General features: G+C 46.9%; 10 protein-coding genes. 2 read left to right on the top strand and 8 right to left on the bottom strand.

The window, feature by feature from the left end; translation table 11 throughout:
* Positions 1–4 precede the first annotated feature (4 nt).
* The 3 genes from Pcarn_RS06755 to Pcarn_RS06745 all read right to left on the bottom strand — a co-directional run bounded on the left by Pcarn_RS06755 (position 5) and on the right by Pcarn_RS06745 (position 2,399).
* Positions 5–358, bottom strand: a complete 354-nt coding sequence (locus Pcarn_RS06755; protein WP_261833108.1) for a DUF2750 domain-containing protein — start codon at positions 356–358, stop codon at positions 5–7.
* Positions 359–489: 131 nt separating this feature from the next.
* Positions 490–1,089: an OmpA family protein gene (locus Pcarn_RS06750; protein ID WP_261833107.1), complete on the bottom strand. Its 600-nt coding sequence runs from the start codon at positions 1,087–1,089 to the stop codon at positions 490–492.
* A 2-nt stretch (positions 1,090–1,091) separates the two neighbouring features.
* Entirely contained in the window at positions 1,092–2,399 is a 1,308-nt protein-coding gene (locus tag Pcarn_RS06745) for a TolC family outer membrane protein (protein ID WP_261833106.1), read from the bottom strand.
* Positions 2,400–2,677: 278 nt separating this feature from the next.
* On the opposite strand from Pcarn_RS06745, the gene Pcarn_RS06740 reads away from it, so the two are divergent.
* Positions 2,678–10,627 (top strand): Ig-like domain-containing protein, encoded by a 7,950-nt coding sequence (locus Pcarn_RS06740; RefSeq protein WP_261833105.1) that lies wholly within the window; start codon positions 2,678–2,680, stop codon positions 10,625–10,627.
* Positions 10,628–10,657: 30 nt separating this feature from the next.
* On the opposite strand, the gene Pcarn_RS06735 is transcribed toward Pcarn_RS06740, so the two are convergent.
* Positions 10,658–11,845: a class I SAM-dependent methyltransferase gene (locus Pcarn_RS06735; RefSeq protein ID WP_261835617.1), complete on the bottom strand. Its 1,188-nt coding sequence runs from the start codon at positions 11,843–11,845 to the stop codon at positions 10,658–10,660.
* A gap of 126 nt (positions 11,846–11,971) precedes the next feature.
* Between Pcarn_RS06735 and yccX the strand changes: the two genes are divergently transcribed.
* Positions 11,972–12,241, top strand: coding sequence for an acylphosphatase (yccX, locus tag Pcarn_RS06730; RefSeq protein ID WP_261835616.1), 270 nt, complete (start codon positions 11,972–11,974; stop codon positions 12,239–12,241).
* On the opposite strand, the gene Pcarn_RS06725 is transcribed toward yccX, so the two are convergent.
* The 4 genes from Pcarn_RS06725 to Pcarn_RS06710 form a co-directional block, all read right to left on the bottom strand.
* On the bottom strand, positions 12,236–12,565 hold the full coding sequence (locus Pcarn_RS06725; protein WP_261835615.1) for a TusE/DsrC/DsvC family sulfur relay protein: 330 nt from the start codon (positions 12,563–12,565) through the stop codon (positions 12,236–12,238). The genes yccX and Pcarn_RS06725 overlap by 6 nt on opposite strands.
* 95 nt (positions 12,566–12,660) lie before the next feature.
* A complete protein-coding gene (locus Pcarn_RS06720) occupies positions 12,661–13,323 on the bottom strand; it encodes a Bax inhibitor-1 family protein (protein ID WP_261835614.1) in 663 nt (220 codons plus the stop codon).
* A 247-nt stretch (positions 13,324–13,570) separates the two neighbouring features.
* Positions 13,571–14,320 (bottom strand): amino acid ABC transporter ATP-binding protein, encoded by a 750-nt coding sequence (locus Pcarn_RS06715; RefSeq protein WP_261835613.1) that lies wholly within the window; start codon positions 14,318–14,320, stop codon positions 13,571–13,573.
* A gap of 16 nt (positions 14,321–14,336) precedes the next feature.
* Positions 14,337–15,434: an amino acid ABC transporter permease gene (locus Pcarn_RS06710; RefSeq protein ID WP_261835612.1), complete on the bottom strand. Its 1,098-nt coding sequence runs from the start codon at positions 15,432–15,434 to the stop codon at positions 14,337–14,339.
* Positions 15,435–15,446: the final 12 nt, after the last annotated feature.

Below are 15,446 nucleotides of genomic sequence, written 5' to 3'. Positions count from 1 at the left end.
GCTCTTAGTTGGCAAACATCTTAGCTAGGTCTTGAGGCTCAACCTCTTTACCTTCTAGCTGTGCATTCCAGTTGGTACCAACCAATACGCCATCTTCAGATAGGGTGATCAGCCAATCTTCAACAAAGATATCTAGAGGGATTTCTAGCACTTCAAAATCAGACCACTCTTCAACATTATGAGCCGCCGCATCTTCGCGGTTAGACCAAAATGGCATCACTTCGCTTTCTTCAAATTCTGTAGAGTCTACAGCTAGCCAACCATCTTCATTTTTCAGGCCCCAAACCAGTTTGGTTTTTGTGCATTCATCAACAAAAAGCTCTAGGTTCAGTTCTAGGTTGTCGGTTAATTGACTCATGGTGTTTTCCTCGGAAATAATTTTCCACAGTGTAGCACTTCATAACCCTATGAAGTAGCCATAAAAAAGCCGGGAACTTGTCCCGGCTGAGTAGGGTCTGTTGACCTTTTGAGTTCGTCTTTTGTAGCGAGTTATTTAGGAAGACTGGTGAATATGGTCCACTCTTTAATAAAGTCGCCTTTAAAGCCGACTACCGTGGCCTCAACGCGCCTATCTAGCGCCTCTTCGGTTGGGTCGTCATCTTGACTGCTATCTTCTTCACCAAAGCCTATGATTCTGATGCGGTTGGGCTCAACACCGAAACCAACCAACTGATCTTGAACCACGATGGCGCGGTTGCGGGACAGTTCCTTGTTATACTCATTTGCACCTGGCGAACTGGCAAAGCCCTGCAGTTCAACTGAGGTTTCAGGGTATTCTTTCAAGAACTCAGCCATACCCTCAATCTGGCTACCAAATACAGGGTTTACCTCGGTAGAGTCATTTTGGAATAGAATCTTTAGAGTCTGCTGCTGTGCAACCTCGTAATATTCCTCACAACCATCATTACTTACCTCTGCGCCTTTTGGTGTATTTGGACATCTGTCCCTAGCGTTGATAACACCGTCGCTGTCAAAGTCACGAAGATCGGCTTGTTGATCAGGAAGGGGGGTTGCAATGTACTCTTCGGTATCATTGGCACAGCCCACGACTAGTAAGCTGACAAGAGAGGCTAAAACTAATTTTTTCATGATTAGTACTCCACAGCCGTGTTCCACTCTTCGGGAACGTCAACTAACAGGGATTCAAGCAAGGTGCCGGTAGCGTTAAGTACGCGGAATTTTGCGTATTGCTCAGCGTATAGCGCGTCTACATAGCCTTTACGAGATTCGAATAACTCATTCTCTGTGTTAAGAAGGTCGAGTAGGGTACGACGTCCAATCTTGTATTGCTTGTCGTAGGCTACAACGGTCTCGGAGGCTGCATCTACGTGGTCGGCTAGGAACTCTTTCTCTTGCAGTGTCAGATCCAATGCACTCCATGATAGACGCAGTCCTTCTTCTACAGTTCGGAAGGCGCGGTCACGCAAATCTTTTGCTTTATTCATCTGATAAGCGGCGCGGTCTTTATTCGCTGAATCTACACCACCGTTAAATAGGTTATAGCGCATTCGCAAAGTAGCGTTCATTTCATCACGGCGGCCGGCAACCCCTTCGGCGTCGTCGAAGTAGTCGTAACCCGCCTCGATAGTGAAAGTAGGAAGATTAGGACTGTTGGATTGCTTGTATTGGAACTTAGCCGCATCCACGTCTACTTGAGCGGTCTTGATAACTGGGTGCATTTCAATCGCCAGTTCAATCGCCTCGGTTATAGTGAGTGGGATAGCGGTGGCGTCAGCTCTAGGAAATACCAAGCCTTGCGGTGACTGCCCGACCAATCGCGTGAATTGGGTATGGGTATCAAAGAGGTTGTTCTGCGCCGCTAGCAAATTACCGTGGGCTTTCGCAATACGCGCTTGCACCTGCGATAAGTCCGCGGTGGAACCGACACCGGATTCGGTGCGCTTCTTGATGTCTTGATAGATCTCTTTGTGAGTCGCTAGGTTGCTCTCAGATAACGCCAAGATTTCGTAGGCTTTAAGTGCATCCAGATATACCTTTGCCACTTCTAAAGCTTTGTCTGATGCATCACTTAGTACCTTGTAGCGAAGTGATTCTGCCTCAGCAGCTGTTCGGTCCATATTGTTAAGAGTGCCAGACCCATCCCAGATAAGTTGGGTTAGCTTGATGGACGCATCTATGGCGGTGTAATCATCGTCTCTATTACTGACATCTGCTTGATAGTTTTCCCAGCCCACACCAGCGGTAAGGTCTAGCTTTGGATAGTACTCACGCACCGCAGCTTTATTATCGTAAACATACGACATGAAATCGTTGTATGAGGCTTTAACTTCGGGGTTGGTTTTGAGGGTGTGCGAAATTGCTTGTTCGAGCGATTGAGCTGACACGGCATGGGACAGCATAGTCGCTAAAGCAAGCGCACTTAGCTTGATTCCTTTCAAGGTCGACTCCTGTAATCCTTTACATTTGACCTAAATGTTGCGGTAAGAACCGTTGCAACACACTTATTGCGAGTTAAGTTGATAATAGTTTTGATCTTTTTATTTTACAACTCAAAAACATATGCAACAGGATAAATAATATGTTGTACGGTTGATATGAATCCTTAAAATGGAGGTATCAGTAAAACAGTACTAAATTTATACAGTGCGCCGGAGTTGAAGCCTTAAGGATGAAGGCAAATTCAACCTCCAATAAATAGGCGCCATAAGGAGAAAACATGGATGGTATCTCGTTCGCACAAGACGTTGTGTTTGGTGATGCATGGATCATCGTTAACGCCAACGGCGACCTCATAATAAATCCTCAGAACTATGCCCCTCAGCCCGGTGACGTTGTGCTCTCTGTTGGCGAGGGTGAACTGGTAAACCCTAACCCACAAGAGATCGCATCAGAGATCAATGTTTCAGTCGTAGGCGCTGACGGTCAGATTAACTCGGTAGATGTTACAGAAAGAGTGCAACAGGCGATCGATGCTGACGATACCGGTAATGATGAACCACAATCCGAAGATAGGGACGAAGGCTCAAGCCTAACCGCCTCCACTGCAGTTCAGCGTGACGGAGCTGAAATCATCGCTCAAACAGCGTTTGATACTGAAGGTCTAAACGGTGCTCCCTTAACCTCAGCGCAAGAAACAATAGTTGAGCAGTTTATCTTCGAAACGGTTGCGCTTATCAATAGCATCCCAGAAGCTAGCGATGACGCCTTTGAAACCAGTGAAGACGCAAAACTCTTTGGCTCAGTTCCAATCGCGACCGATAGCGACGGTGAAGTAGTCCGTTATCAGCTTTCAAGCGGCGTAGACTCAGGCGAACTTATCTTTAGAAACGATGGGTCGTTTGATTTTGACCCAAGCGGTCAGTTCGATGAGCTTGCACCCGGAGAAACCAAAGAGATCACCTTCGAGTACGTTGCGGTAGATGACCAAGGTGACTCGAGTGAGCCCAAGACCATTACTATAGTGGTGACGGGCGAGAACGATGCTCCAACTGCTGTTGATGACAGCTATCAGACTCAAGAATATCAATCTGTCCTAATTGACCCACTAGCGAATGATTTTGACGTAGATAGCGATGAGATCTCTATCGTTTCTATCAGCGTGCCTGAAGACCAGGGCGTGGTGTATCAAGACGAAGGCGGTCAATACTACTTCCAACCTGCTGAGGGCTTCAGCGGTGAAGCGACCATTAGCTACACGATACAAGACGAGCTTGGCCTTCAAGACAGTGCAGAGATTAAGGTTTCAGTTGAAGAGATAAATGAGGCACCAGAGATCACCGTTACTCCTCTGACTGTTACTGAGGGCGAGGCGTCGGTTGGAGACCCTGTTGCTGACTACGAAACCTATGACGAAGAAGGTGATGAGCTAGAGGTCGACTTTACACCCGGCACCAACGACGACGGATTTTATGAGTTAGTAGATGGACAAGTAGTTCTGACTCAACCTGGCGTTGACTGGGTGAATGCGGGTAACGTGCTGCCACCTGTTGATTTGACCGTCAAGGAGGTACATAGTGACCTCAGTGGCAGTGACAACGGAACTCCTACTGTAAATCTGGAAAACGACGCACCGACCATAGAAATTACACCTCTGACTGTTTTTGAGAACCAAACAGATGAGGGTGATGCAGTTGCAACCTATGTTACTTCTGATGAAGAAAACGATGAGGTTATTGTCAGCTTTGCTCCAGGCTCGAATACTGATGGATATTATGCGCTAGAAGACGGCAAGGTTGTGCTTACTTCAAAAGGTGCCGAGTTTGTTAACGCTGGCAACGCATTACCACTTATCGCTCTGGTAGTAACTGAAACCAAAGCTGGTGGTCTCTCTGGAAGCGATGATGGCACGCCAACGGTAGTTGAAGCAAACGACCCACCTGAGATCACAGTCGTTGCTGGTATGGTTACAGAAGATGCTACTAATGAGGGTGATGAGGTAGCGACCTATACCATCAATGATGAAGATGAAGACCAACTAGAGGTCGACTTTACTCCGGGCACGAATGACGATGGATTTTACGAGCTCGTAAATGGCAAGGTCGTACTTACCGAAAAGGGTGCGGACTGGGTAAATGCAGGCAATGAACTTCCGCCGGTAGATCTAACCGTTCGTGAGGTGGGTCCTGAGGGTCTTACCGATTCTGCGAGCGATACTCCGACAGTGAATACTGTAAACGACAAACCTGTCCTAACCGTCACTGACACCAACGACTTTATTGAAAACCAAGCGTCTGAAAACGATGTGGTTGCCAAGTATGAAACCTACGATGAAGACGGTGATGAGGTAACAGTAACTCTATCTGATGAAACCTATTACAAGCTTGATGATGACGGTAATGTGCTCCTTACTGAAGAGGGTGCAGATCTAGTTAACTCTGGCCAAGAACTACCTCCGTTTACGCTAACTCCAAATGATGGAACGGTTGATGGTGATGCAGAAACGGTTGATCCATCTGTTACTGAAGTTAATGATAAGCCTGTTCTGACCGTTACTGAAACCAATGACTTTATTGAGAACCAAGCGTCTGAAAACGATGTGGTCGCTAAATACGAAACCTACGATCAAGACGGTGATGAAGTCACTGTAACCCTATCAGATGAGACTTATTACAAGCTAGATGAGGACGGTAATGTCCTACTAACAGAAGAGGGTGCAGACTTAGTTAACTCTGGCCAAGAACTGCCACCGTTTACCCTGACGCCAAACGATGGAACGGTAGATGGTGATGCGGAGACGGTTGACCCATCTGTTACTGAGGTGAACGACGCACCAGAGTTTATCTCTGGCAGTGATGTTGCTGGTGGCCCGGTAAATGACGACTCCTATGACTTTGGCTCAGTTGCTGAAGGCACTACTGCCGGCACTGTAGTTGAGCAAGTTGAAGCCTTTGATGAAGATAACGATACGCTCGAGTATTTGTTCTCAAACGGAACGGACACAGACGACATCTTCACTATAGACACAGAAACCGGTGAGATTTCTCTTAACGTCGATGTTGATGATGACCAGTTGGGACTTTATCAGTGTGAGGTGATTGTTAGAGATCCTAGTGGTAGGGAAGATAGTGCGCTTATCACTATTGACTTAATAAACGTTGACGATCCGACAGCGACTGAATCTGACACCAACCAAACTAACGAAGACACCACGCTGACGGTAAATGCGGCCAATGGCGTGCTGAGCAATGACAGCGATGTAGATGACACGTTGACCCTAGCGAGCTTCAAAGTGGCGGATGACGACACTACTTACAGCTTCGGCGATACCGCCGTGATTGATGGCGTGGGTGAGTTCACTTTGAACGCCGACGGCAGCTATGAGTTTGTGCCAGCGGCGGACTTTAATGGTGACGTTCCGACCATTACTTACACTACCAATACCAATGCCAGCGATACGCTAGACATTGATGTTGTGGCGCAAAACGATCCAACCGTAACGGCTTCTGATACTAACCAAACTAACGAAGACACCACGCTGACGGTAGATGCTGCGAACGGTGTATTAAGTAACGACAGCGATGTGGATGACACGTTGACCGTAGCGACCTTCAAAGTGGCCGACGATGACACCACCTATAACTTTGGTGACACCGCCACTATTGATGGCGTGGGTGAGTTCACTTTGAATGCCGACGGCAGCTATGAGCTTGTGCCAGCGGCGGACTTTAGTGGTGACGTTCCGACCATTACTTACACCACCAATACCAATGCCAGCGATACGCTAGACATTGATGTTGTGGCGCAAAACGATCCAACGGTAACGGCTTCTGATACTAACCAAACTAACGAAGACACCACGCTGACGGTAGATGCTGCGAACGGTGTATTGAGTAACGACAGCGATGTGGATGACACGTTGACCGTTGCGACCTTCAAAGTGGCCGACGATGACACCACCTATAACTTTGGTGATACCGCCACCATTGATGGCGTGGGTGAGTTCACTTTGAATGCCGACGGCAGCTATGAGTTTGTGCCAGCGGCGGACTTTAACGGTGATGTTCCGACCATTACTTACACCACTAATACCAATGCCAGCGATACGCTAGACATTGATGTTGTGGCGCAAAACGACCCAACCGTTACCCAATCTGACACCGATCAAACCAATGAAGACACCACGCTGACTGTCAATGCAGTCAATGGCGTATTGAGCAACGACTCGGATGTTGATGACACACTAACGGTTGCCACCTTCGAAGTAACGGGTGACGACACCACCTATACCTTTGGGCAGACAGCTGATATCGACGGTGTAGGTGAATTCACGTTAAACGCTGACGGCAGTTATGAGTTTGTACCTGCGGTTAACTTTAACGGTGATGTGCCGACCATTACCTACACCACCAACACGGGTGCGAGCGATACGTTGGATATCGATGTAGTGGCGCAAGACGATCCAACGGTAACGCAATCTGACACCAATCAAACCAATGAAGACACCACGCTGACTGTCAATGCAGTCAATGGCGTATTGAGCAACGACTCGGATGTAGATGACACGCTAACGGTTGCCTCTTTCAAAGTAGCAGGTGATGACACCACCTATAACTTTGGCGAGACTGCTGATATCGACGGTGTAGGTGAATTCACGTTAAACGCTGACGGCAGTTATGAGTTTGTACCTGCGGCGAACTTTAACGGGGACGTGCCTACAGTTACTTACACCACCAACACGGGTGCCAGCGATACCCTAGACATTGATGTGGTGGCTCAGAACGACCCGACGGTTACTCAATCTGACACCAATCAAACCAATGAAGACAGCACTTTGACAGTAAATGCTGCCAATGGGGTTCTGAGCAATGACTCGGATGCAGATGACACCCTAACTGTAGCGACCTTTAAGGTCGCAGGTGACGGCACAACATACAATGCAGGGATGACAGCCATTATTGCAGGTATAGGTAGCATTACCCTAAACGCCAACGGTAGCTATGAGTTTGTGCCTGTGGCGGATTTCAATGGTGATGTACCAACCGTTACCTACACCACCAACACGGGTGCCAGCGATACCCTAGACATTGATGTGGTGGCTCAGAACGACCCGACGGTTACTCAATCTGACACCAATCAAACCAATGAAGACAGCACTTTGACAGTAAATGCTGCCAATGGGGTTCTGAGCAATGACTCGGATGCAGATGACACCCTAACTGTAGCGACCTTTAAGGTCGCAGGTGACGGCACAACATACAATGCAGGGGTGACAGCCATTATTGCAGGTATAGGTAGCATTACCCTAAACGCCAACGGTAGCTATGAGTTTGTGCCTGCAGCGGACTTCAACGGTGATGTGCCAACCATTACTTACACTACGAATACAGGGGCATCAGATACGTTAGATATTGATGTAACCCCTCAGGCTGACCCAACAATTACTGCCTCAGATTCAAACCAGACCAACGAAGATACAACCCTGACTGTCAGCGCAGCAAACGGTGTGCTGAGCAATGACTCTGATGTGGATGGACCGCTTAGCGTAGCAACATTCAAAGTATTTGGAGACAACACTGAGTATGTTGCTGGCGATTCTGTTGATATCTCAGGTATTGGTACTGTCACACTGAACGGCGATGGTAGTTATGAGTTCGTACCATTTACAAACTTCTCAGGTACTGTGCCTACCATTACTTACACTACTGATACTGGCGTTAGCGACACACTCGATATCGATATCGTTGCAGTTGCTGATGAACCTAATTTGTGGGTTGATAATGAGCAAAAAGAGGCGTCTATTGATTTCCAAGATGCGGAGGTGCTACTTGGCGCCGATAAAGATTGGAGCTCAGATATCGATGTTAGTCAGGTACTGGGTGATAACACCTTAGGTACTTGGTATGCCAATGATGACAATAAGGTAGAGATTGGCAGAGAGTCGATCTATCGCTCGGGTGCGAGTGATGCAAACCTGATTCTCGAAATCGAGGGCGACAATGGTGATAACTCTATCTACACAGACATCTCAGTAAAAGAGGGGCGCTATTACAGCTTTACTTTTGATGTTGCAGCGCGTCGTTGGGAGAATGGAGATAGTGACCTCGATGTGATTTGGGTTCGCCTTGATGATCAAGGCAATCCAATCATGGATGAGGCGATGACCCTGTATCAATTCCGCCCAGAAGATAACGGATGGGAGCGAGATATTCAGATAACTTTGCCGTCTGATATGGACGGTAACTATCGCTTGTTGGTGCAATCGACTGACGCAAACAGCTATGGTGCCATCGTTGATAACCTTGTGCTTGAATCTTCGGATGCGAGAGGCTTTGAAGATACCTTTGTAGACTTGTGGGACTTGGGTGCGAGCCTAGCCGATACCGATGGTAGTGAAACCTTGGTGGTGACCATGGCGGGGCTTCCTGAAGGCACCATAATCAAAGATGGCAATGGCGTAGAGGTTGTTGCTGGCGCAGATGGCATCGTTGATATCACTGCATTGGATATTGCGACATTAAAAGCAAATGTGCCAGTATCCGGCGAGTATACCGTCACTGTAACCGCTACCGCTACTGAAACGAGTAATGGTGACCAAGCTAGCAAATCCGTTGAACTACCGTTAGTTATCGAAGATAGAGGATATCAGCTAAAAACAGGCTCATTTGGTGATGATGTTATCGATGGCACAGAAGCCAACGAGCTTATTGTTGGTGATGTGCAGGGCTTCCAGATAGTCGCGGGTGAGGATTACAACATTGCGTTTATCCTAGATACCTCGGGTAGTATGCGTAACATCATTGAAACCGCAAAGACAGAAATTATCTCAGCTGTAGATCAGATTATTGATTCTGCTGTGCAAGAGAACTCTGGCATGGTGCGAATCATGTTGTCAGAGTTTGCTAGCACATCCCAGATAGTTGTTGAATTAGATCTTAGCGTACTTTCCGCTGAAGAAGCTAAGTCTCAGTTTGCTACAACAGTTAGTGCTTTGAATGCAGAGAACTCGACTAACTATGAAGGTGCTTTTGAAACGGCTATCGACTGGTTTGTGGATAATGGCATCACAGGAGCTAACAATCAGACTTTCTTTATTACTGACGGTGAACCGACTCGTGCAGTAGAGCTTGATGACGCAAGTGCTGATCAATTTCTTATGGCCTATACGCCAGAAGACGGCTTACTTTCACTTCTGGACCTTTTACCTGAAGGTTTCGAAATAGATGAAGATGCTGACGATGTTTATTTTAATGGTCAACTGGTAGTTGAACAGCGAAATGATGGTGATGTGGCTAGAATATACTCTCCGTACACAGGTGTTCGTTTAGGAGTCTTAACTGAAGAAAATGGGGAATTCTTATTTACCGATCGCTGGGATAATGATGAGCAAGAAGTTCGCCAAGGTGAGCACTACTTTGCCATCTTAAATGAGATATCTAATGTAGATGCGATTGGCCTCGGTAGCGGAGTAGACATAGATACCTTGGTTAAGTTTGATAGTGACGGCGTAGTAGAGCCAAACATCGATGTATCTGAACTCGAAGAGGTGATTTTAGGTAAGAAGACATCACTACTGCCGGGACAAGACGAGATAAGCTCTGCTGGTGGTGAAGATATCCTATTCGGTGACGGAGTTCAGTTTGATGGTATCGAAGAGCAAGGTGTTGCAGCGATTCAAAAATACGTTGCCCAGCAATTGGGTGAGCTAGAGGCGAATGTTTATCCTCGTGATCTGTTCGAATACATCGAAGAAAATGTGGCTGAATTTAATCTATCAACCGAGAACGACAAGGGCGACGACCTAGATGGAGGCACAGGTGATGACATTCTGTTCGGTCAAGGTGGAGATGACATACTAGTTGGGGGGGCCGGTAACGATTTACTTGTTGGTGGCTTAGGAGAAGATACGCTAACTGGTGGCGCGGATGCTGATACCTTTATCTGGACCGAGGCGGATCTTACTGACTCACCAGAAACAGACACCATTACCGACTTCTCTATCAATGAGGGTGACACCATAGACCTTAGCGATATCTTTGGTGATGTAACTGATCAGAATGAGATAGATGCGATACTGCAGAATATTGAAGACAGCGTTCAAGACAATGCGGGTACCTCTTCGATTACTGTGGAGAAGGACAGTAAGAGCGTTACTATCGAATTTGAGGGAGTGTCTGGTTCAGAACTCATTAATAATCTGGATACCATAGTCAATCTCAACGACACCTAAAACTAAGACGCCCATTGGGCGCCTTGTTGTTTATAGCACTTTAGCTGCAAAGCCTTTCAGGTACAGGCCCTCAGGGTAGGCGCTGTCAACAACGTGGTCTTGAGCTTGCGTAAAGCTCTCAATGAACTTCACCTCTCGGCCAGCATCTAGCGCTGCGTCGGCGATGATCTTCTGGAATAGGTTACTCTCCATTAGGCCAGAGCAAGAGTAGGTCAATAGGGTGCCACCTGGTTTAAGGATTTGAATCGCCAGCATGTTAAGGTCTTTATAACCGCGTGCACCGCTGTTTAGATTCTGCTTTGAGCTCACCATCTTAGGTGGATCCATGATCACCACATCAAATTTAGTGCCCTGGTCTCGGTACTCGCGCAGGATCTTAAATACGTCAGCGTTTAGGAATACCGCTTGTTTTGGAGTGAAACCATTTAGTTCAGCATTCTGCTTTGCAATGTCGAGCGCAGGCTGAGATACGTCTACGTTGATAACGCGCTCAGCGCCACCTTTTTGTGCGTACAAGCCAAAACCGCCAGTGTAGCTAAAGCAGTTAAGTACTTGCTTGTCTTTTACATACTTCATTGCATGCAGACGGCTGTCACGCTGGTCAAGATAGAAGCCGGTTTTGTGTCCGTTAGGAATGTCCACCTGAATTTTCACGCCGTTCTCTTCGATAACTATCGGCTTAGTTGGCTCAGAGCCATGCAAAAGACCGGTTACTTCTTCAAGCCCTTCTTTCTTGCGTACTGCAACGTCTGAGCGCTCATAGATAGAGCAATTAGGGAAACACTCGACTAGCGCATCTACTATGTTCTGTTTGTGGAACTCTGCGCCTGCGCTTAGGAACTGACACACAAGATAGTCTTGATACTTATCGATAGTCACGCCCGGCATGGAATCAGACTCTGCGGCGATAAGACGATAGCCAGTTAAACCACCTTGCTCAATGCATTCCTCACGCAGAAGTTGTGCGCTTTGAATACGGTTTACGAAGAAGGCTTTATCGATGTTTTGTTTGGTAAAAGACCAAACGCGAGCACGGATTTGAGATTTAGGAGAGTAGGCCGCTTTAGCTAGCCACTGTCCATTATGAGCTAACACATCAACGGTCTCACCAAGTTGTGGGTCGCCTTTAACGCTCTCAATACCACGGGAAAATATCCATGGATGACGACGACGAACGGACTTATCACGTCCTTTGGCTAGGGTAATTGATGCACTCATTTGGGATCTCATTAGAAAATTTGTGACATTGTGGGTGAAGGCCAGGGCAAAAGCAAATGCTAAACACAAACTGGATATCGGCTTGGGTATATACTCATCACAACCGGTTTAACAGAGGGATGTGCTATGAGTTATTGTTGTAAATTCAGGGTCACAGGTATAGTGCAGATGGTTGGGTTTCGCTATCACACGGCCCATGAGGGGAATAAGTTGGGGTTAACGGGTTATGCCAAAAACTTGAATGATGGCAGTGTCGAAATTGTGGCTTGTGGAACCGAGGCTCAAGTAGAGCAACTTGGAGAGTGGCTGAAACAGGGACCAAGGACTGCATCAGTAAACACTTGGGAGAGTGAGCCGATGCAGTTTACACACTATTCAGATTTTAGGATCTTATAAGCACTTAGCTGGCTTTGGCAGGCCTGCAAGCTTAGTCGCTTGTTTAGCTGGGCCTTGTTTGAACAGCTTGAATAGATACTTGCTGTTGCCTTTCTCTGGACCGTGCGCTTTTTCCATTGCTTTAACCAACATTCGCACGGCAGGAGAGGTGTTGAACTCTAGGTAGAAGTTTCGAACAAAGTGGACAACCTCTAGGTGCGCTTCGGTTAGCTCAATGCCTTCTTCTTCAGCTAGTACCGAAATCATACCTTCTTCCCACTCTTGGTAATTCAGTAGATAGCCTTCGGCGTCGGTTTCAATTTGTTTGCCTTGATACTCAAACATGGTGATGTCTCATCGATTTAGTTAATTGAATTATCGATAAAAATAAAAAAGCTCGCAACCAGTGCGAGCTTTTAAAGGTGTTGAATGTCGACCTATTAGTCGTTGTTCATGATACCCAAGATGCTTAGTAGGCTGATGAACAGGTTGTAGATAGAAACGTACAGGCTCACTGTTGCTGAGATGTAGTTAGTTTCACCACCACGAACGATCTGTTGAGTCGTTAGTAGGATTACACCTGTTGAGAACAGGATGAACATGCTGCTCATTGCTAGGTGAAGCATTGGCATCTGTAGGAAGATGTTTGCAACCATACCGATTAGCAGAACCACGAAACCAGCCATTAGCACACCGCCTAGGAAAGACAGATCACGCTTAGTAGTAAGAGCGTAAGCTGACGCACCCATGAAGGCTAGCGCTGTACCGCCAAGAGCAGTAACGATGGCATCGCCCATACCCGCGCCAATGTACATGTTTAGGATAGGGCCTGTGGTGTAGCCTAAGAAGCCAGTGAACAAGAAGGTAAACACCAGACCCATGCTGTTGTTACGGTTCTTTTCAGTTAGGAATAGCAGGCCATAGAAGCCAACTAGCATAAGAATTAGACCTGGACGTGGCAGATTCATTGCCATTGAGAAAGCGGCAACAACAGCAGACCAAAGCAGGGTTAGAGATAACAAGAAGTAGGTGTTACGAAGCACCTTATTTGTTTGTAATACACTCTCTTGAGAGCGAGTACGAGAAACCATTGGACTGTTCATAGTTTTCCTCAGATAGACCTTTAATTGTTTAGTAATTATATGGGGCGAAAAGTTCCATTTTTCAAGCCTGACCGTCGCCAAAGCCAAACTTGATTTTAAGTAAAAGTGCTTCTGGAGTGAATCTCTAATTGTAACAATCAGTGACACACTTTTAACGTTACACAACTAATTGTACGCGAAATCAAACGAATAGGGGCAGCTTAAGCTGCCCCAAAGTGTTAGCCATCTAGCAATTAATGGTTAACGATTAGTGGTGAAGGATCTGTGCAAGGAAGTTCTGAGTACGATCCGATTGTGGGTTCTCGAAGAAATCCACCGGATTGTTCTCTTCAATAATTTCACCAGCATCCATGAAGATAACCCGATCGGCCACCTCTTTTGCAAAGCCCATTTCGTGCGTTACACACAGCATGGTCATGCCTTCTTCAGCAAGCTCAACCATAACGTCCAGTACCTCACGTACCATCTCTGGGTCGAGCGCTGAGGTTGGTTCATCAAACAGCATTACTTGAGGGTTCATACATAGAGAACGAGCAATCGCTACACGCTGTTGTTGACCACCGGAAAGCTGTCCAGGATACTTTTCAGCTTGGTCTGGGATCTTAACGCGCTCTAGATATTTCATCGCTACCGCTTCAGCTTCCTCTTTAGGCATCTTCTTAACCCAGATAGGCGCTAGGGTACAGTTTTCTAGAACCGTTAGGTGAGGGAAGAGGTTAAAGTGCTGGAAACACATACCCACTTCTTTACGCACCGCTTCGATGTTCTTAAGGTCTTCGGTCAATTCTGTGCCTTGCACTATGATTTGACCTTGCTGATGTTCTTCAAGGCGGTTGATGCAGCGAATCATGGTCGACTTACCCGAACCTGATGGGCCGCAGATAACGATCTTTTCGCCTTTCTTAACCTCAAGGTTAATGTTCTTTAGTACGTGGAACTCACCGTACCATTTGTTCATGTCCTTCAGCTGGATCATGTAGTCTTGTTGTTGCGTCATAATACGTCCTTGATAATTATCGTTTGTGACCTGTGTGCAATTTGTTTTCTAGCCAAATCGAATACCTCGACATGCCAAAACAAAATACCCAGAACACTAACGCGACAAATACATAGCTTTCGATAGCAAAACCAAGCCACTCAGGGTCGGTGTTTGCTGATTGTCCAATGCCCAGTACGTCAAACATACCTATGATAAGCACCAGACTGGTATCTTTAAAGAGACCAATGAAGGTGTTTACGATCGAAGGAATGGTGATTTTAAGCGCTTGAGGAAGAATGATTAAACGCATTTTCTTCCAATATGTGAGCCCGAGAGCATCCGCCGCTTCATATTGACCCTTTGGAATTGCTTGCAGACCGCCACGGATAACCTCCGCCATGTAAGCTGCACTAAACATTACCACACCGATGAGGGCGCGAATAAGTTTATCTGTCTCAGTACCTTCAGCAAGGAAAAGCGGCAGCATTACCGATGCCATGAACAGCACGGTAATCAAAGGAACGCCACGCCATACCTCGATATAGACGGTACAGATACTGCGGATGATTGGCATCTCAGAGCGGCGACCCAGAGCCAGAGCCACACCGATAGGTAGCGAGACCACGATACCGACAAGGGCAATAATTAGGGTTACTAGTAGACCGCCCCATTTGTGAGTCTCAACCACTTCCAGACCAAATACACCGCCGTACAGCAGAGCCGCGATGATAAACGGATAGACGTTTACGAAGAATAGCCAGATCCATGTACGCTTTGGTGTTTTCTCGTACATGAGTGCGACGATAAACACAGCCAGCGTTGCGTAGAATAGGCGAGGGCGCCAAAGCTCAGCTTCTGGATAGAAGCCGTACATGAACTGCTCCCAACGTACGCTGATGAAGACCCAACATGCGCCGGCACTGGTGCAGTCGTTACGGGTAGTCCCAATCCAATCAGCGTTGATAAAGGCCCAATCTATGATGCTAAGAATGGTTGTGAATGCGAGGTAACCCAAGATAACAGTCAAGACTGAGTTAACCGGGCTATTAAATAGGTTCTTTCTAAGCCAACCTACCAGACCCACCGAGTTTGCCGGTGGCGGAAGATCGGGCTGAAATTGATGTACTTTCATGCTTACTCTTCC

Source organism: Vibrio ishigakensis, from assembly GCF_024347675.1.
In the GTDB taxonomy this organism is placed as follows: Bacteria; Pseudomonadota; Gammaproteobacteria; order Enterobacterales; family Vibrionaceae; genus Vibrio; species Vibrio ishigakensis.
The sequence above is the reverse complement of the archived record's forward strand: the minus strand, read 5'-3'. Positions and strand labels throughout refer to the sequence as shown.